Here is a 17,240-nt window from a genome sequence, read left to right as displayed (position 1 = left end):
AAGAAATGTCAGCCCGGCGCGGCTAGATTGAAGGCCTCGACCCCGATCCCTTTCAGGAGCCTTCCATGCACCTCGAACAGCAAGACCGCGCCGTGCGCATCATCGGCATCGAACTCAGGACCGACAACCACGAGGCCATGCGGACCATCCCGCCGCACTGGCAGCGCTTCACCGAGGAAGGCGTGCTCGCGCGCATCCCGGGCAAGCTCTCCGACGAGGTGTACGCGGTCTACACGCACTTCGAGAACGCGGGCGTGAACAACGAGGGCGTCTATTCGCTCATCATCGGCGCGCCGGTGAGCAGCACGCAGGCCGTGCCACCCGGCATGAGCCACGCCGTGCTGCCGGCCTCGCCGCGCGCGGTCTTCCCCGTGCCCCAGGGCCGCTTCGACCAGGTGGGCCCCGCGTGGCAGGCGGTCTGGCAGCGCGACGACCTGCCCAAGGCCTACGTGGCCGACTGCGAACGCTACCGCGCCGACGGGCAGATCGACATCCTCATCGGCCTGCGGCACGGCGCCAACGCATGAACCCGGGCCACGGCTGGACCGACTACCAGCAGCGCCTGGGCCGCGTGATCGCCTACCTGCACGACCACCTGGACGAGCCGCTCGACCTGCACCGGCTGGCCGAGGTGGCGCACCTCTCGCCCTACCACTGGCACCGCGTCTACCACGCGCTGCACGGCGAGACCATCGCGGTCACCGTTCGGCGGCTGCGCCTGCACTGGGCCACGGGCTACCTGGCCAACACCAGCCTGCCGGTGGAGCAGCTCGCGCGCCGCTGCGGCTACCCCAATGCCCAGTCCTTCGCGCGCGCCTTCCGCACGGCCTACGGCATGAGCCCGCTGCAGTACCGCCAGCATGGCAACCACGTGGCCTTTCGCACGGCGCAGGCGGCGAGCGCCGCGCCCGCGGGCTACGAGGTGAGCGTGCGGGAGATCCCGCGCGTGCGCCTGGCCGGCCTGGACCACAAGGGCTCGTACATGCCATCGGCAAGGCGTTCGAGCGCAGCTACGTGCAACTGGCCGCGCGCGGCCAGGTGGGGCCAGCCTCGCGCTGGATCGCCGAGTATTTCGACGACCCGTCCTCGGTGCCCGAGCGCCAGCTGTGCTCGCGCGCCGGCCTGTCCGTGCCCGACAGCGCCGAGGTGGTGCCGCCCCTCGTCGCCTTCGAGGTGGGTGGCGGACCCTGCGCCGTGCTGCGCCACCGCGGGCCCTACGCCACCATGCGCGCGGCCTACCAGTGGCTGTACGGCCACTGGCTCGTGAACAGCGGCCACGAGGTGGGCGACGCGCCGGTGTTCGAGGAGTACCTCAACAACCCGCGCGACACCGCGCCGGCCGACCTGCTCACCGACATCTGCCTGCCCCTGGCCCGGGCCACCGCGGCCCGATAATCCGGGCATGCCGCCCGCCCAGACCGCCCCCGACACCCTCCCTCTCCAGCACCCGCAGTCGAAAACCGACCTGTTCGTCTCCTTCACCTGGTTGGCCCTGCAGGGTTTTGGCGGTGTGCTGGCGGTGGTGCAGCGCGAGCTGGTGGAGAAGAAGCGCTGGATGAGCCGCGAGCAGTTCGTGGAGGACTGGGCCGTCGCGCAGATCATGCCGGGCCCCAACGTGGTCAACCTCTCCATGATGATCGGCGGGCGCTATTTCGGCCTGCCGGGCGCCCTGGCGGCGCTGGCCGGCATGTTGACCGCGCCCATGGTGCTGGTGCTGCTGCTGGCCGCGCTCTACGGCAGCGTGGCCGACAGCGCCGTGGCGCAGAACGCGCTGCGCGGCATGGGCGCGGTGGCGGCCGGCCTGGTCGCCGCCACCGGCATCAAACTCATCGGGGCGCTGAACAAGAACGCCCTGGGCATGGGCATGTGCGTCTTCCTGGCGGTGCTCACCTTCATCGCCATCGGGCTGCTGCGCTGGCCCCTGCTGTGGGTGCTGCTCAGCATCGGCGGGGGGGCCTGCCTGTGGGCCTACCGGGTGTTGAGCGACGTCGACGCCGACCGCGCCAGGAAGGGAGACGCCTGAGCATGATGCTGCCCACCCCGGCCAACTGGCTCGACCTCTTCACCCACTTTGCCTCGCTCTCGCTGCTGGCCGTGGGCGGCGCGATCACCACCGCGCCCGACATGCACCGCTACCTCGTCCTGCAGAACGGCTGGCTGAGCGAGGCGCAGTTCACCTCGTCCATCGCCATCTCGCAGGCCGCGCCCGGACCGAACGTGCTGTTCGTCGCCGTGCTGGGCTGGAACGTGGGCCTCAACGCGGGCGGTGGCCCGTCGGCCGGCTGGCTGGCCTGGGCCCTCGGCCTGTTCGGCGTGCTGGTCACCATGGTGGCGATCCTGCTGCCTTCGTCGGTGCTGACCTACACCGCCACGCGCTGGGCGCACCAGAACCGCGAGCTGCGCGCGGTGCGCGCCTTCAAGACCGGCATGGCCCCGATCGTGATCGCGCTGCTGATCGCCACCGGCTGGCTGCTCACCGGCTCGCACGAGCACCCCGCGCGCGACTGGCCGCTGTGGCTGCTCACCGCCGTCACCACCGTGCTGGTGTGGCGCACGAAGATGCACCTGCTGTGGATGATCGGCGCGGGCGGCTTGCTGGGCGCGCTAGGCCTGGTCTGAAGGCGCAAACCAGTTCAGCAGCAGGTCGTTGACCTCATCGGGCCGCTGGTATTGCACCCAGTGGCCCGCCCCTTCCACCACGGCCCAGGGCCGTTCGGCCGTGCCCAGGCCCAGGGTCGATGCCACGCGCTCGGCCAGGCCGGTCGCGTCCTCCCGTCCCCAGACGCCGAGCACCGGCGCATCGAAGGCCGCCAGAGCGGTGGGCAGGTGCGCCGACTGCGAGAAGTGCCGGCTCTGAAAGCGCGCGGCCCTGCAGGCGCGCTCGTGGATGTCCAGGGCCATCGCGTCGATGTCGCTGGCCGGGGCGATCATGAGTTCGGCCAGATTGCGCCAAAGCAGGTCGCGGGTGCGCGCCGCGCCGTCCGCCTGGCGCCAGTCCACGAGCCTGATCTCGCGCTGGCGCCCGGACCCATGGCCCGCTGGCCCCACCAGCGCCAGGCGCCGGACCCGCCCGGTGCGCTCGGCCACGCCCATGCGCCACCAGCGACCCGAACGAAAACCCCGCGAGACCGAACCGGGCCTCCGGCCCGAGCAAGGCGTCCAGGGCGGCCGTCAGGTGCACCACCAGCGCCTCCAGCCGTGCGGCCCTCGGCACCTCGGGCGGCAAGGCGCCGGATTCGCCGAAGCCCGGCATGTCGGGCACCCACAGCTCGTGCGCCGCCGACAGCGCCTCCACATTGCGGATCCAGTGCATCCAGTTCCCATATCCGCCATGCAGCAGGACCAGCGGCGGGCCGCCGCGACCGAAGCGGCGCCAGCACACGCGCACGCCCAGGGCGTCCACCGTGTGGCGCTCGGCCAGCGCGGCCACGCGCTCGATCTGCGCGGCCGGCATCACGCGACGCGCCGGGCCTGCCCATCCCAGTAGCGCTCCTTCAGCTCCTTGCGCGAGAGCTTGCCGTTCGCGTTCTTGGGCAGCTCCGACACGAAGTCGACCGAACGGGGCTTCTTGAAGTCCGCCAGGAACTGGCGGCAGTGGTCCACCAGCTCGTCGGCGGTCACCTCGTGCCCCTCGCGCTTGACGACCACCGCCTTGATCGCTTCGCCCCAGGTGGCATCGGGCACCCCCACCACGCAGACTTCGTAGACCGCGGGGTGCCGGTACAAGGCCAGCTCCACTTCACTGGGGTACACGTTGAAGCCGCCGGAGATGATCATCTCCTTCTTGCGATCGACGATCGAGAGGTAGCCGAGTTCGTCCATGCGGGCCAGGTCCCCGGTGTGCAGCCACCCGTTCTTCAAGGTGTCGGCGGTGATCTCGGGCTCGCGCCAGTAGCCGGCGAACACATCGGGGCCCTGGATCACGATCTCGCCAACCTCGCCCAGCGGCACCTCCTGACCGGCGTCGTCCACCAGGCGCACACGGGATTCACCGAACGCGCGGCCACAGGAGAGCAGCAGTTCTTCGCGGCCTTCTTCGATCGCGATGCGGTGGTCCTCCGCCGTCAGGATCACCAGCCCGCCCGTGGTCTCGCCCGCGCCATAACCTTGCGACAGGACCGGCCCGAAGGCCTTCCACGCCTCCTTGATGCGCGAGGGCGCGATCGGGGCCGAGCCGTAGGTGACATCGCGCAGCGAGCTGAGGTCGAACGCCTTCAGGCGCGGGTGCGCGAGGATCATGTTGATCATGGTCGGCACCAGGAAGCAGGCGGTCACGCGGTGCTTTTGCACGGAGGCCATGAACACCTCGGCATCGAAGCGGTCGTGCAGCAGGATGGTGCCGCCCTGGAACAGGAAGGGCTGGATGAACATGCCGCTGGCGTGCGTGACGGGCCCGGCCAGCGCCAGCACGTCGCCGGGCTTGGCCCGCAGCCGGCCCATGACGACCTTGCGCAGCGACGCCAGGCGGTTGCCCACCGTCTGCATCGAGGCCTTGACCTTGCCGGTCGAGCCCGAGGTGAAATGCAGCACCGCGAGATCGGAGGCCTCCATCTCCACGTCGGGCGACACCGGCGAGGCTGCCGCCAGCAGCGCCTCGTAGTCCAGAAAGCCTTGCGGCCCGTTCTCCAGCGCCACCAGGGTGCGGATGTCCGTCAACCGGCCGGCCTGCTGCACCACCGAAGCCACGTGCTCGGGCCCGACGAGCATGATCTTCGCCTGCGAGCTGTTGGCGGACTCCACCATCTCTTCGGGCGAGAGGCGCGCATTGAGGGCAACCTTCACCAGACCGGCCTTGTACATGGCGCACTCGAACTCGATCAGCTCCGGGCGGTTGAACGACTGGACGAGCACCCGATCGCCCTTCTGCGCGCCCAGGGCGATCAGCGCGTTGGCGAGCCGGCTGGAGCGCTCGTCGAGTTCGCGGTAGGTGATCACCCGGTCGTGAAAAAGAATGGCGGGGCGCTGCGGCCAGTAGCGGGCGCTGCGGGTCAAAAATCGGCCTTGGTTCACGGGGATTCCTCGCAAAGAATGAAAGTGAACGGATCGTAGGATCGGCCACAGGCCCGACCGATAAGGCCCCGAGCGATCCCGATGCCCGCCGGGAATGGCCGCGCTCATGCCGCTGGGGCATCGATATCGCCCGCCGCGGAATCGCGCCATGGGCCCTGGCGCCAGAGAATCGAGCCAGATCAAAATTCTCTGGAGACCTCACGCATGCTGACCAAACGCACTCTTCTTCTGGGCGGCCTCGCCGGCGGACTGCTGGCCCTGGGACTGCCCGCGCACGCCCAGGGGCGCTACCCGGACCGCCCCATCAAACTCATCATCCCGTTCAGCGCGGGCGGCCAATTCGACATCGTCGCGCGCATGCTGGCGCAGTTCGCCAGCACGGAACTGCAGCAGCCGGTGGTGGTTGAAAACGTGGCGGGCAGCGGCGGCAACATCGGCGCGGCGCGGGTCGCCAACGCGGCGCCCGACGGCTACACCTTGCTCGTGCTGGGCGGCAACCACGCGATCGCGAAGTCCCTCTACGCCAAGCCGGGCTACGACGTGACCAAGGACTTTTCACCCATCTCCATGGTCAGCATCACGCCCCACGTGGTGCTGGTGAACGCCGCCATGCCGATCCACAGCATGGCCGAGCTGGTGGCCTATGCCAAGAAAAACCCCGGCAAGCTGAACTACGCGACGCCGGGCATGGGCACCTCGATGCACCTCACCTTCGAGATGATCAAGGCGCACTACGGCGTGGACATCACCCACATCCCCTACCGGGGCGGCGCCAACGCGCTGACCGACCTCTCCGGTGGGCAGGTCAACCTGGGCATCATCGGCATCGCCCCCGCCCAGGAATTCCTGAACGCGGGCCGCATCCGCGCCCTGGCGGTCACGAGCAAGGGCCGTTCACGCGCCCTGCCCAACGTGCCCGCGCTGTCCGAAGTGGGCTACCCGGAACTCAACGCCGGCAGCTGGCTGGGGATTGCGGGTCAGCGCCAGATGCCGGCCGAGATCGTGGCGCGCTGGCACGGCGTGGTGCGGGCCTTCCAGGACAGCCCGGCCAACCGGCAGCGGATGGAGGAAATGGGGTTCCGGATCGAATCCACCACCGCCGAACAGTTCCAGAAGTTCATCGCGTCCGAAGTCGAGGCCTACGGCAAGATCGTGCGCGACAACAAGATCACCGCCGACTGAGGCGCCACTCAGACGGGGCCGTGCGCCTTCAACAGCTCGACCAGGCGCTCGGCCAGCGGAGAAAGGTAGGCGGCCTTGCGCATCGAGATGCCGATCGTGCGGGGCCACACCGCCTGCGCCAAGGCCAGGGGCTTGAGGCCCGTCCCCTGGGGCCGTGACAGGACCGACGCCGGGATCACGCTCAACAGGTCGGTGGTGCGCACCACGCTGGCCAGCGCGGTGACCGACGAGTTGGACTCCACCACCACGTTGGGCTCCGGCAGGCCGTGCTCGGCGAAGCGCGCTTCCAGGGACCGCCGGGCCGCGACGTTGCGGCCGGGCAGGACCCACGAGGCGTCCGCCAGGTCCTTCAACCGGAGGGAGGTCGACTCCAGCATCGGGTGATCGGCGCGCGCGACCACGTGGATGTCGTCGCGGAACAGCGGCAGCTGCGTGAACTCCGGTGTCTCGTGCGCGGGCAGCGCGCTGATGGCCATGTCCAGGTCACCGAACTGCAGGGCCGCGAGCAGCTGATCGTTCAGGCCGATCATGACCTGCACCCGCGCCGCCGGCCGCTGCCGCAGCAGCTCGGCACAGGCCTGGCCGAAGAACATCTCCGAGTAGGTCGGTGCCACGCCCACGCGCACCAGGCCCTTCTTGCCCAGGTGGAGGTCGTTGGCCTCCTTGATGGCGTCGTCCAGGCTCACCCGCACATGGCGCGCGCGCTGGAAAAACGCCGTGCCCGCCGTGGTGAGCTCCATGCCGCGCGCGGTGCGCTCGAACAGCTGCAGCTTGAGTTCGCGCTCCAGCCGCTGGATGCCCTTGGTCAGCGCCGGCTGGCTCTGGCCCAGCCGCTGCGAAGCGCGCCCCACATGGCCGGTTTCCGCGACCGCAATGAAGTAGTTGAGATCTTCGATTCGCACGTTATTCCCGAAGGTTATCGAACCCAGGCACTTGCGGATCGCCGCGCCCGATCCGCGCGACATGATCCACCCGACACCCACTTTTCACGGGCACACCACCATGACGACAGCGACCTATCCCGACCTCGCCAGCCTTCGCGAACGGCTCAACGCCTACCTGAACGAAGAGCTGATCCCCTTCGAAAAATCGGCCGGCATCGCCTACGAGGACAAGCTCTCGAGAGACTTCGCCAAGACCATCTGGAAGCGCTCGCGCGAACTCGGATTTTATGGGCTGCAGTTGCCGCCGGAGCTGGGCGGCCTGGGTCTGAGCGTGCGCGATCTGGCCATCCTCAAGGCCGACGTGGCGGCCTCGGGCGCCGTGCTCTTCCCTCACGTCCTGGGTGACTGGGGCGGCCCCTCGCGCATCGGCAACCTCGTGAAGTACGCCTCGCCCTACCAGCTGGAGCACTACATGCTGCCGGTGGCGCGCGGCGAAAAAGGCGCCTGTTTCGCGATGACGGAAACCCAGTCCGGCTCCGACGCCGCCAGCATCCAGACCCGCGCCGTGCGCGACGGCGACGACTACATCATCACGGGGCACAAGCACTACATCACCGCGTCCGCGTTCGCCGACTTCGCCGTGGTGATGTGCGTGACCGACCCGGACGCCGGCGCCCAGGGCATCTCGGCCATCCTGGTCGACCTCGACGCACTCGGCGTCTCGCTCACCTACGACTACCTGCCGATGACGGGCCAGCATGTCGATGCCGACATCCATTTCGACCAGGTGCGGGTGCCGCGCGCCAACCTGATCGGTGAAGAAGGCGGTGGTTTCAAGATCGCGATGGCGCGCGTCAACGTCAACCGCCTGCTGCACTGCCCCAACATGATCGGCCTGGCGCGCCTGTGCCTGCGCCTCTCGCTCGAATACGCCCAGCAACGCCGCCAGTTCGGCGGCCCCATCAGCCGCTTCCAGGCCATCCAGCACATGCTCGCCGACATGGCGACCGGGCTGTACGCCTGCGAAGGCATGGTGCTGGCCGCGGCACAGAAGGCCGACGAAGGCGGCGACGTGCGCATGGAGGGCGCGATGTGCAAGCTCTTCGTGTCGGAGAAGTGTTTCGAGATCGCCGACAAGGCGGTGCAGATCCACGGCAACGTGGGCGTCACCAAGAACCACCCGGTGGAGTTCGCCTTTCGCCGGCTGCGGCTGTACCGCATCCTCACCGGCACCAGCGAGATCCAGCGCAACACCATCGCGAAAGCGATCCTGGCATGAACACCGCTGTCCCTCCCACCTGCCTGACGGGCCAGGTCGTGCTCGACCTCGGCCAGCTCCACCCGGGCCCTCACACCGCCATGTTGCTGCAGCAACTGGGCGCCACCGTCATCAAGGTCGAGCGCCCGCAGGGCGGCGATTCGGGCCGCGCGCTGGGTGCCGACACCTTCGCCAAGTACAACCGGGGCAAGCTCTCCATCGCGCTGGACCTGAAAAATGCGGATGACCAGGCCGTGCTCAAGGGCCTGGCGCGGCGCAGCCAAGCCTTGATCGAAGGGTTTCGCCCCGGCGTGATGGACCGCCTGGGCGTGGGCTATGAGGCCTTGCGCGAAATGAACCCGGCCCTGGTGCTGTGCTCGATCTCGGGCTTCGGCCAGACCGGCCCCTATGCGCAGCGCGCGGGGCACGACCTGAACTACCTGGCGCTGGCCGGCTACTGGGCCGTGCCCTCGCAGGTGGACAACCACACCGGGCGGCCCAACGTGCGCCTGTCGGACTACTGCGGTTCGATGTACGCGGCCTTGTCGCTGGTGGTGGCCATGATGACGGCGCGCCTGAGCGGCCAGGGCCAGCACCTGGACGTGTCGCTGCACGACGCCATGACCGCCTGGACCATCCCAGGCATCGACAGCATGGTGCGCAAAACCGGCAAGGACATCGAGAAGATGGGCCATGTGATGCCCGACAACGACCTCTTCGCCACCGCGGACGGCCGCTTCATCGCGCTCGGCATCCTGGAGGAGAAGTTCTGGGACAACCTGCGCGACGCCCTGGCGCCGGACTGCCCTGCCCTGGGCGCCGCGGACTTTGCCTCGAGGCCCGACAGGCTTCGCCACAAACGCCGACTCAACGGCCTGTTGAAAGCGCTCTTCGCCACGAAGACCCTGGGGCAGTGGGCGGAACAGTTCGGCACCCGCGACATCCCCTGGTCACCGGTGCTGGCATACGACGAGCTGCTGGACGATCCGCACGTCGTGGCGCGCGGCGTGTCGCGCCCCTGCGACGATGGTGGCAGCCGCGTCGTGGACTTCCCTGTGAAATTCTCCGGCGGCATTGCGCCGCACAGCGGCCCGGCACCGGTGCTCGACGGCCACAGAGATCAGGTGCTGCGCTGGCTGGCAACGGGAGACCTCGCCGAGCTCGCCCCTTGAGGCCCGGCCTACTGGTTCGCCTGCAGCATCGCCGCCATCTTCTGGTGGATCAGGTTGATGGCCTTGAGCGGGCGGATCATGACCTTGAAATCGGTGATGCGGCCCTCGTCGTTCCAGCGGATCATGTCCACGCCGTTGACGGTGATGCCGTCGATCTCCACCTGGAACTCCAGCACCGCGTCGCGCGGCCCGACGACCTCGCGCACGTAGCGGAACGAGGCATTGAAGAAAACCTGGAACGCCGCCGCGAGGTACTGCGTCGTCACCGCCTTGCCGGCCTGCGGCGTGTGCACGACCGGCGAATGGAACACCACCTCATCGGCCAGCAGCTCGCGCAGGCCTCTGGCGTTGCGGGTCTGCACCAGGTTGTGCCATGTGTCGAGGACGGGGTGGGTCATGGGTCGTCTCCTGTGCGGGTGAGGTGGGAGGGGTGAACGACAGCGTAACCCGGTTCAGGCCAGCAAGGCCGGCAGGCACGCCGCCGCCGTCTCCCGCAGACAGGTCTCGGCCACCACGTCCAGCGGGGTCGGCTCGGGGTTGACGATGACCACCCGCGCGCCGCTCTGGTGGGCCGTGAAGGCCAGGCCCGCCGCCGGGTAGACCTCGCCGGAGGTGCCCACGACCAGCATCAGGTCGCAGTGGCGCGCGGCGTGTTCGGCGGCTTCGAGCGCATCGGCCGGCAGGTTTTCACCGAACCAGACCACGGCCGGGCGCCGCAGGTTGCCGCACACCGGGCAGCGCGGCGGATGGCCGGCCTGGATGGCGTCGGGCTGGCAGCAGGCGCGCGGCGCATCGAGCCAGCGGTCTTCGGCGATGCTGCCGTGCAGGGCCAGGGCGTCGGTGTTCCCGGCGCGCTGGTGCAGTCCGTCCACGTTCTGGGTGATCAGGGTCAGGCGCCCCGGGTGCTGCCGCGCGAAAGCCGCCAGCGCCGCATGGCCTGCGTTGGGCGACACGGCGCGGATCATCTCGCGGCGGTGCGCGTACCAGTCCCACACGCGCTGCGGGTGGGTCCGGAAGGCCGACTCGGTGGCGAGTTCCTGCGGATCGAAATGCGCCCACAGGCCGGTCTGCGCGTCGCGAAAGGTGGGCACACCGGATTCGGCGCTCATGCCCGCGCCGGTGAGCACGGCGATGTGGCGCGCGTCCCGAACCCAGCCGCGCACCGTGTCCCGCATGGTGTTCAGCTGCGCTGGCGCAGGGCTTCGTAGAGGCACACGCCGCTGGCGCACCGAGACGTTCAGGCTCTCGACGGCGCCGGCCATGGGGATGCTCACCAGCTCGTCGCAGGTCTTGCGCGTGAGCTGGCGCATGCCCGCGCCTTCGGCGCCGAGCACGAGCGCCACCGGGCCCTTGAGGTCGACTTGGTAGAGCGTCTTGGGTGCGTCGTCGCTGGTGCCGATGACCCAGATGTTGCGTTCCTTGAGCTCACCCAGCGTGCGCGCGAGGTTGGTGACCATGAAGTACGGCATGGTCTCGGCCGCGCCGCTGCGCACCTTGGCCACGGTGGCGTTGATGCCGGCCGCGTGGTCCTTGGGCGCGATCACGGCGTGCGCGCCGGCCCCGTCGGCCACGCGAAGGCAGGCACCCAGGTTGTGCGGGTCGGTGATGCCGTCGAGCACCAGCAGCAGCGGCGGGATGCCGGTGGGCTCGAGCTGTTCGAGCAGGTCGTCGAGCGAACGCACCTGGGCCACGGCTTCCACGCGCGCGGCCACGCCCTGGTGCCCATGGCTGCCGGCCAGCTTGGCGATGCGCAGGCCGTCGGCCTCGATCAGCCGGGCGTTGGCTTCGCGCGCCTTGTCCAGGAACTGGCGCATGCGCGCGTCGCGCCGGGTCGGCTCGTAGTAGATCTCGATGATGGATTGCGGCGCGGTTTTCAGGCGCACACCCACGGCGTGAAAGCCGAACAGCACTTTGGGGGAAGACATCCGGGGATTATCGACGCTGGCCGTCCTCAGGCGGTTTGCGCCAGCTCGCCCAGCAGGCGCAGCGCCGCATCGAAACGGGGATCGCCGGGGTGGCCGACGTTGAGCCGCAGGTGGTGCGTGAAGCGCCGGTCGGCCGAAAACAGCACACCCGGCGCGGTGCTGATGTTGCGTTCTCGCGCGCGGTGGTGCAGCGCGAGCGCGTCCACCGTGGGCGGCAGCTCCAGCCAGAGAAAGTAGCCGCCCAGCGGGCGCGTGACGCGCGTGCCGGCCGGAAAGTGGCGCTCCACCAGGCGCAGCGCGTGCTGCTGCTGGCCCGCGAGCGCCTCGCGCAAGCGGCGCAGGTGGCGGTCGTAGCCGCCCTGCGCGAGGTAGTCCACCAGCGCGAGCTGGGGCGGGATGGCGGTGGCGCAGCGAGCTCGACATCTTCAGTCGCTCCACCGCCCCGGCGTAGCGCCCGGCCGCGGCCCAGCCCACGCGGTAGCCCGGCGCGAGGCACTTGGAAAACGACGAGCAGTGCAGCACACCGCCTTCGCGGTCGAAGGCCTTGGCCGGCGGCGGGCGGCGCGCCCCGGCGTGCAGCTCGCCGTACACGTCGTCCTCGATCAGCGGCACGCGGTGGCGCGCCAGCAGGGCCACCAGCGCCTGCTTGCGCTCGGGGGGCATCAGCGCGCCCAGCGGATTCTGGAAGCTGGGCATGAACCAGCATGCCGCCACCGACTGGCGCTCCAGCAGCGCGGCCAGGGCGTCCAGGTCCACGCCTTCGCGCGGATCGGTGGCGACCTCCACCGCCTTGAGGTGCAGGCGCTCGAGCGCCTGCAGCGCGGCGTAGAAGGTGGGTGACTCCACCACCACCACGTCGCCGGGCTGGGTCACCGCCTGCAGGCACAGGTTGAGCGCTTCCATGGCGCCATTGGTGATGACCAGTTCGTCCTCGGCCAGCGGCACGCCGTGCAGCGCGTAGCGCCGCCGCACCGCCTGGCGCAGGCCCACGTCGCCCGCGGTCAGCGCGCCGGTGATGCGGGCCGCCGGCAGCCGGCGCATGGCGCGCGCGCCGCTGCGCGCCAGCGCGTCGAAGGGGAACAGGTGCGGCGCCGGAAAGGCCGAGCCCAGCGGCACCACGTCGGCGTCGCGCGTGGAGCCCAGCAGCTCGAACACCAGTTCGCTGATGGCCACCGGCGTGGCCTCGCCACTGGGCCGTGCGGCCTGCGGTGCGGAGCGCGCGGGGCGGCGCGTCGCGCGCACGAAGAAGCCCGACCGGGCCCGCGCCTCCACCAGCCCCTGCGACTCCAGCTGCCCATAGGCCTGGAACACGGTGGACGGGCTCACGCCGCGCTGCTCGCAGGTCTGGCGCACCGAGGGCAGGCGCTCGCCGGGGCGCAGCAGGCCGGCGCGGATGCCATCGGCGATTTCTTCGGCCAGTTGCTGGTAGCGGGTGAGGCGGGCGCCACTCATCGGATCGGCATCGTGAAGGGGGTCGGCCGATCTTAGCGGCCGCATCGTCGGGTCTGTCACAACCAGCGCGCCAGCAGCGCGATCACCAGTGCGGTGCACACGCCGTTCAGGCCCATCGCCAGCGCGGCGAAGGCCACGCTGCCGGGGTGCGTCTGCAGGGCGCGCGCGGTGCCGATGGCGTGCGCCACCAGGCCCAGCGCGAAGCTGCGCGTGGTCGCATCGTCCAGCCGCAGCAACCGCAGCACCGGGCCCGCGAACAGGGTGCCCAACACGCCGGCTGCGCACCACGGCCAGGGCCGCGACCGCGGGCAGACCGCCGGCCCGCTCCGCCGCCTGCATGGCGATCGGCATGGTCGCGGCCTTGGGAGCGATCGACAGCGCAAAAGGCATCGGCGAGCCCAGGCCCTGGGCCAGCAGCAGCGTGCCCAGCACCGAGGCCAGGCACCCGGCCAGCAAGGCGCCCAGCAGCGGCAGCGCCATGCGCCGCAACAGCGCAGCCTGCTGGTACAGCGGCACGGCCAGCGCGATGATGGCCGGCCCGGTGAGCCAGCGCAGCAGGCGGGTGCCCTCGGCGTAAACGGGATAGCCCGTGCCCGCCAGCGCCAGCGCGCCCAGCACCAGGGCCGTGCCAGTGAGCACCGGCAGACACAGCAGGTGGTGGCCGCTGCGCCGGTACAGCCACAGCGCCGCCGCGTAGGCCGCGAGCGTCACCAGCGTCCAGAGCACGGCCGCGCTCACGGTTGCCGCCGGCGCATCAGCCGGTGCAGGGTCCAGCCGGTGACAGCAAGGGTGCACGCCGTCACCAGCGTGGCCGCCAGCGCGAACAGCGCCGCGTGCTGCCACAGCAGGTGGCCGTACAGCCCGACGGCCGCGACCGAGGGGATCAGGAACAGCATCAGGTGGCGCAGCAGCGGCGCGGTGACCTCGTCCAGGCCGCGCGGCACGCCACCGCGCAGCGCCAGCAGGCCCAGCAGCATCAGCAAGCCCAGCAACGAACCGGGCAAGGGCCAACCCAGCAAGGCCACCAGGGCGTCGCCCAGCCACTGCAGGCCGGCCAGCAGCGCAGCGGCGGCCACACACCCAGCCACGCGCCTGGCGCGCGGCCCAAGATCATCAGGGAATGGGAACATCATCGGGCCAGTATCGCCCGGTGCGCCGCATCTGCCACGGCTCAGATGCGGCGCAATGCAAGCGGATCAGAACAGATCAGCAGGCGCTTCTGATCTGGTATTTTTTCAATAAAACTGCATCTTGCGAATCAGATGAGCATGGGCCACGATGGCGGCATGTCCCTGGAACCCACGAAACCACCACCGGCCCCACCCGGCCTCGACGCGCTGCGCGAGGTGGTGGACAGCGGCCTGCTGCGCTGCGGCGTGCCCGCCCACCTGGGCGGTGCGGGCGAAGGGCTGGCCGCGCTGGCGGCCGGCGCGGCCGAACTGGCGCGGCACGACCCGGCCGCGGCCTGGCTGCTGTGGGCCCAGCGCCTGGCGATCGAGGCGCTGCTCCAGTCACCCAACGTCGCCCTGCGCGAGCACTGGCTGGCCGACTTCCTGAGCGGCGAGCGGGCGGCCACCGTGGCCCCTTCGTTCGACGCGCTGTACGCGCACGACACCGGCCGGGGCTGGCTGCTGCGCGGTGAACTCCAACCGGTGCCCAACCTGCAGTGGGCCGGCTTCTCCCTGATCGCGCCGGTGCGCCTGAACGGCCCGGTGGACCACTGGGTGCTGCTGCGCAGCGAGGAAGACGGCCTGTCGGTCGTGCCCGATACTGGCGCAAACTGGCCCGCGAAAGCCCTCGCTGGCACGCTGCGCCTCGAACACGTGTTCTTCCGCGAAGACGAATGGCTGTTCGGCCCCGACCTGCCCCAGCGCCTGGCCCCCGTGGCGGCGGCGCTGGCCCCGGGCCTGCCCTGCCCGACCGACTGGAACCGAACCGCCCTGTCCACGCTCTCACCCTCAACGTTCCCCACGACATGACCCTGTTCTCCCGCTTGACCTTGCCACCGCACTGGCGCCCCTCCCTGCTGCTCGCCCTGGCCTGCGTGGGGCTCCCGGCCGCCGCGCAGCCACCCACCTTCGAAGACACCATGGCCCAGCGCATGGTGGCCTGCACCGCCTGCCACGGCAACCAGGGCCGCGCCGCGCCCGATGGCTACTACCCGCGCCTGGCGGGCAAGCCGGCGGGCTACCTCTACAACCAGTTGCTGCATTTCCGCGATGGCCGGCGCACCTACCGCCTCATGACACAGATGGTGGACCCGCTGAGCGACGCCTACCTGCTGGAGATCGCCGAGCACTTCGCCGCCATGGACGTGCCCTACCCCGCGCCGGCCAAGGCGGAAGCCACGCCGCAGGAACTGCAGCGCGGTGAACAGCTGGCCCTGCATGGCGATGCCGCGCGCCGCCTGCCCGCCTGCGTCGCCTGCCACGGCGCGGCCCTCACCGGCGTGCAGCCCGCCACGCCCGGCCTGCTGGGGCTGCCGCGCGACTACCTCAACGCGCAGCTCGGCGCCTGGCGCACCGGCCAGCGCAAGGCCCACGCGCCCGACTGCATGGCCGACATCGCCCAGCGCCTGGACATCCGCGACATCGCGGCCGTGAGCGCCTGGCTCTCCACCCAGCGCCTGCCGGCGAACACCCACGCCGTGGCGCCCGGTGCTGCGCCCCTGCCCCTGCAATGCGGCAGTGCCATGCCGCCCAAGGGAGGCCGCCCATGAGCCGCATCGCCTTGCGCGCGTTCGCCGTGCTGCTGCTGATCGGCGGGGCCGTGCTGGCCTGGCTGGCCTGGCCCGCACGCCCCATCGCCGTGTCGCCCGCGGCGGCGGCCCCCGACCTGCGCGATCCGAACACCATCGAGCGGGGTCGCTACCTCTCGGTGCTGGGCAACTGCCAGGCCTGCCACACCCCCCGCGGCGGCGAGCCGTTCGCCGGCGGTTATGCCCTGCCCACGCCGTTCGGCACCGTGTACGGCAGCAACCTCACCCCCAGCGAGAGTGGCCTGGGCCCCTGGAGCGCCGACGATTTCTGGCGCGCCATGCACCATCGCCAGGGTCCGGACGGCCGCTGGCTCAACCCGGCCTTCCCTTACAACAACACCACCCAGGTCACGCGCGAAGACAGCGACGCGCTCTACGCCTACTTCCGCAGCCTGCCCCCGGTGGACGCGCCGGTGCCGCCGCACGACATCCGCTGGCCCTACAACACGCAGCTCGCGCTCAAGGCCTGGCGCACGCTGTACTTCGAGGCCGGCCCCGAGGAGCCGCCGACCTCGGCCGCGCGCGCACCCGAGATGCTGCGCGGCGCCTACCTCGTCAACGGCCTGGGCCATTGCAGCGCCTGCCATGTGCCGCGCGATGCGCTGGGCGGCCAGGGCGACATGCTCGGCCTCTCCGGCGGGCTGATCCCCATGCAACGCTGGTACGCCCCCTCGCTGCTCGATCCGGCGGAGGCCGGGTTGCAGGACTGGTCCGTCGACGAGATCGTCGCCCTGTTCAAGGACGGCCGCGCCCGCGACGCGCTGGTCTCCGGCCCCATGGCCGAGGTGGTGCAGCACAGCACGCAGCACTGGGCACCGGCCGACCTGCGGGCCATCGCCAGCTACCTCCAGCAGTTGCCCAAGCCGCCCGCGTCGCGCAGCGAGAAGCCGCCCGCCGCCGACAGCCGCGCGCTCAGCGTGGGTGGCAAGCGCTACGAGCAGCATTGCGCCCAATGCCACGGCAACCAGGGCGAAGGCATCACCAGCCAGGGCACCACGGCCTACCCGGCCCTGGCCGGCAACCGCGCGGTGACCATGGCCTCCCCCGCCAACCTGGTGCAGATCGTCCTCAACGGCGGCTTCGGCCCGGCCACCGAGGGTCATCCGCGCCCCTTCGGCATGCCCCCGTTCGTGCTGCAGCTCAACGACCAGGAACTGGCCGACGTGCTGACCTATGTGCGCACCCAATGGGGCAACCAGGCACCGCCGGTCAGCGCGCTGGACGTGCAGCAGCTCAGGGGACCGCTTGGTCGCTGAACCCCTCCATGTCGTCAGCCTGTGCGCCCAGTGGTGCGGCACCTGCCGCGACTGGAAACCGGTGATCGACGAGACGGCCAGCAGCCTCCCGCACCTGCGCTGGCGCTGGCTGGACATCGAGGACGAGGCCGCGCTGCTGGGCGACCTCGACGTGGAAACCCTGCCCACGGTCCTGGTGGGCCGGGGCGATCGGGTGCTGTTCTTCGGGCCGGTGCTGCCCCGGGTGGAGCTGCTGACGCGCCTGCTGGAAACCCTGAGTGAGCCGGAACACCCGGCCGCACAGGTCGACGACGAAGTCGCCGAACTCTGGCAGCGGCTGCGCCCGGCCTCCCCCTGAAGGCGC

The 17,240-nt window shown here is 70.5% G+C and carries 17 protein-coding genes and 5 pseudogenes; 12 read left to right on the top strand and 10 right to left on the bottom strand.

The window, feature by feature from the left end; translation table 11 throughout:
* Positions 1–65 precede the first annotated feature (65 nt).
* From ACFJI0_RS09425 to ACFJI0_RS09405, 5 genes and pseudogenes are all read left to right on the top strand, one after another.
* Entirely contained in the window at positions 66–527 is a 462-nt protein-coding gene (locus ACFJI0_RS09425; RefSeq protein ID WP_382324473.1) for a GyrI-like domain-containing protein, read from the top strand.
* A pseudogene (locus ACFJI0_RS09420) lies at positions 524–805 on the top strand (helix-turn-helix domain-containing protein); the annotation flags it as partial. The gene ACFJI0_RS09425 and the pseudogene ACFJI0_RS09420, both read left to right, overlap by 4 nt.
* Positions 806–1,014: 209 nt before the next feature.
* Positions 1,015–1,395, top strand: coding sequence for a GyrI-like domain-containing protein (locus ACFJI0_RS09415; RefSeq protein ID WP_382324471.1), 381 nt, complete (start codon positions 1,015–1,017; stop codon positions 1,393–1,395).
* Between the two features lie 7 nt (positions 1,396–1,402).
* A complete protein-coding gene (locus ACFJI0_RS09410; protein WP_382324469.1) occupies positions 1,403–2,023 on the top strand; it encodes a chromate transporter in 621 nt (206 codons plus the stop codon).
* Between the two features lie 2 nt (positions 2,024–2,025).
* A complete protein-coding gene (locus ACFJI0_RS09405) occupies positions 2,026–2,619 on the top strand; it encodes a chromate transporter (RefSeq protein WP_382158369.1) in 594 nt (197 codons plus the stop codon).
* Positions 2,620–2,653: 34 nt separating this feature from the next.
* On the opposite strand, the gene ACFJI0_RS09400 is transcribed toward ACFJI0_RS09405, so the two are convergent.
* Entirely contained in the window at positions 2,654–3,313 is a 660-nt protein-coding gene (locus ACFJI0_RS09400; protein ID WP_382325592.1) for an alpha/beta fold hydrolase, read from the bottom strand.
* A gap of 140 nt (positions 3,314–3,453) precedes the next feature.
* On the bottom strand, positions 3,454–5,010 hold the full coding sequence (locus tag ACFJI0_RS09395) for a long-chain fatty acid--CoA ligase (protein ID WP_382324467.1): 1,557 nt from the start codon (positions 5,008–5,010) through the stop codon (positions 3,454–3,456).
* A gap of 204 nt (positions 5,011–5,214) precedes the next feature.
* Here ACFJI0_RS09395 and ACFJI0_RS09390 point away from each other — a divergent pair, with 204 nt between their 5' ends.
* The gene (locus ACFJI0_RS09390; protein WP_382324465.1) at positions 5,215–6,192 is read left to right on the top strand and encodes a Bug family tripartite tricarboxylate transporter substrate binding protein; all 978 of its coding nucleotides are present in this window, start codon (positions 5,215–5,217) and stop codon (positions 6,190–6,192) included.
* 8 nt (positions 6,193–6,200) lie between these two features.
* On the opposite strand, the gene ACFJI0_RS09385 is transcribed toward ACFJI0_RS09390, so the two are convergent.
* The gene (locus ACFJI0_RS09385) at positions 6,201–7,094 is read right to left on the bottom strand and encodes a LysR family transcriptional regulator (RefSeq protein WP_382324463.1); all 894 of its coding nucleotides are present in this window, start codon (positions 7,092–7,094) and stop codon (positions 6,201–6,203) included.
* Between the two features lie 100 nt (positions 7,095–7,194).
* On the opposite strand from ACFJI0_RS09385, the gene ACFJI0_RS09380 reads away from it, so the two are divergent.
* Complete coding sequence (locus tag ACFJI0_RS09380; protein ID WP_382324461.1) at positions 7,195–8,355, top strand: acyl-CoA dehydrogenase family protein; 1,161 nt, start codon at positions 7,195–7,197, stop codon at positions 8,353–8,355.
* On the top strand, positions 8,352–9,506 hold the full coding sequence (locus ACFJI0_RS09375; protein WP_382324459.1) for a CaiB/BaiF CoA transferase family protein: 1,155 nt from the start codon (positions 8,352–8,354) through the stop codon (positions 9,504–9,506). The genes ACFJI0_RS09380 and ACFJI0_RS09375 overlap by 4 nt, the downstream gene beginning before the upstream one ends.
* A gap of 8 nt (positions 9,507–9,514) precedes the next feature.
* Here the strand turns inward: ACFJI0_RS09375 and ACFJI0_RS09370 are convergent, their stop codons facing one another.
* The 7 genes and pseudogenes from ACFJI0_RS09370 to ACFJI0_RS09340 all read right to left on the bottom strand — a co-directional run bounded on the left by ACFJI0_RS09370 (position 9,515) and on the right by ACFJI0_RS09340 (position 13,959).
* Entirely contained in the window at positions 9,515–9,904 is a 390-nt protein-coding gene (locus ACFJI0_RS09370; protein ID WP_382324457.1) for a nuclear transport factor 2 family protein, read from the bottom strand.
* A 54-nt stretch (positions 9,905–9,958) separates the two neighbouring features.
* A pseudogene (locus ACFJI0_RS09365) lies at positions 9,959–10,663 on the bottom strand (NAD-dependent deacetylase); the annotation flags it as partial.
* A gap of 23 nt (positions 10,664–10,686) precedes the next feature.
* A pseudogene (gene rlmB / locus ACFJI0_RS09360) lies at positions 10,687–11,431 on the bottom strand (23S rRNA (guanosine(2251)-2'-O)-methyltransferase RlmB).
* 26 nt (positions 11,432–11,457) lie between these two features.
* Positions 11,458–12,883, bottom strand: a pseudogene (locus ACFJI0_RS09355) (PLP-dependent aminotransferase family protein).
* A 56-nt stretch (positions 12,884–12,939) separates the two neighbouring features.
* Positions 12,940–13,128, bottom strand: a complete 189-nt coding sequence (locus tag ACFJI0_RS09350; RefSeq protein WP_382325590.1) for an LrgB family protein — start codon at positions 13,126–13,128, stop codon at positions 12,940–12,942.
* 94 nt (positions 13,129–13,222) lie between these two features.
* Positions 13,223–13,594: pseudogene (locus tag ACFJI0_RS09345) on the bottom strand (LrgB family protein); the annotation flags it as partial.
* A 23-nt stretch (positions 13,595–13,617) separates the two neighbouring features.
* Positions 13,618–13,959: a CidA/LrgA family protein gene (locus tag ACFJI0_RS09340; protein ID WP_382324455.1), complete on the bottom strand. Its 342-nt coding sequence runs from the start codon at positions 13,957–13,959 to the stop codon at positions 13,618–13,620.
* A 210-nt stretch (positions 13,960–14,169) separates the two neighbouring features.
* Between ACFJI0_RS09340 and ACFJI0_RS09335 the strand changes: the two genes are divergently transcribed.
* From ACFJI0_RS09335 to ACFJI0_RS09320, 4 genes are read left to right on the top strand one after another with little or no spacing between them, the layout of a single operon-like run.
* Positions 14,170–14,862, top strand: a complete 693-nt coding sequence (locus ACFJI0_RS09335) for an acyl-CoA dehydrogenase family protein (protein ID WP_382324453.1) — start codon at positions 14,170–14,172, stop codon at positions 14,860–14,862.
* A complete protein-coding gene (locus tag ACFJI0_RS09330; RefSeq protein ID WP_382324451.1) occupies positions 14,859–15,602 on the top strand; it encodes a c-type cytochrome in 744 nt (247 codons plus the stop codon). The genes ACFJI0_RS09335 and ACFJI0_RS09330 overlap by 4 nt, the downstream gene beginning before the upstream one ends.
* Positions 15,599–16,897 (top strand): c-type cytochrome, encoded by a 1,299-nt coding sequence (locus ACFJI0_RS09325; RefSeq protein ID WP_382324449.1) that lies wholly within the window; start codon positions 15,599–15,601, stop codon positions 16,895–16,897. Before ACFJI0_RS09330 ends, ACFJI0_RS09325 begins: the two co-directional genes overlap by 4 nt.
* Entirely contained in the window at positions 16,887–17,234 is a 348-nt protein-coding gene (locus ACFJI0_RS09320) for a thioredoxin family protein (protein ID WP_382324447.1), read from the top strand. The genes ACFJI0_RS09325 and ACFJI0_RS09320 overlap by 11 nt, the downstream gene beginning before the upstream one ends.
* The last annotated feature ends 6 nt before the right edge of the window (positions 17,235–17,240 follow it).

The sequence above is a fragment of the Hydrogenophaga sp. UC242_53 genome, from assembly GCF_042696965.1.
In the GTDB taxonomy this organism is placed as follows: Bacteria; Pseudomonadota; Gammaproteobacteria; order Burkholderiales; family Burkholderiaceae_C; genus Hydrogenophaga.
The sequence above is the reverse complement of the archived record's forward strand: the minus strand, read 5'-3'. Positions and strand labels throughout refer to the sequence as shown.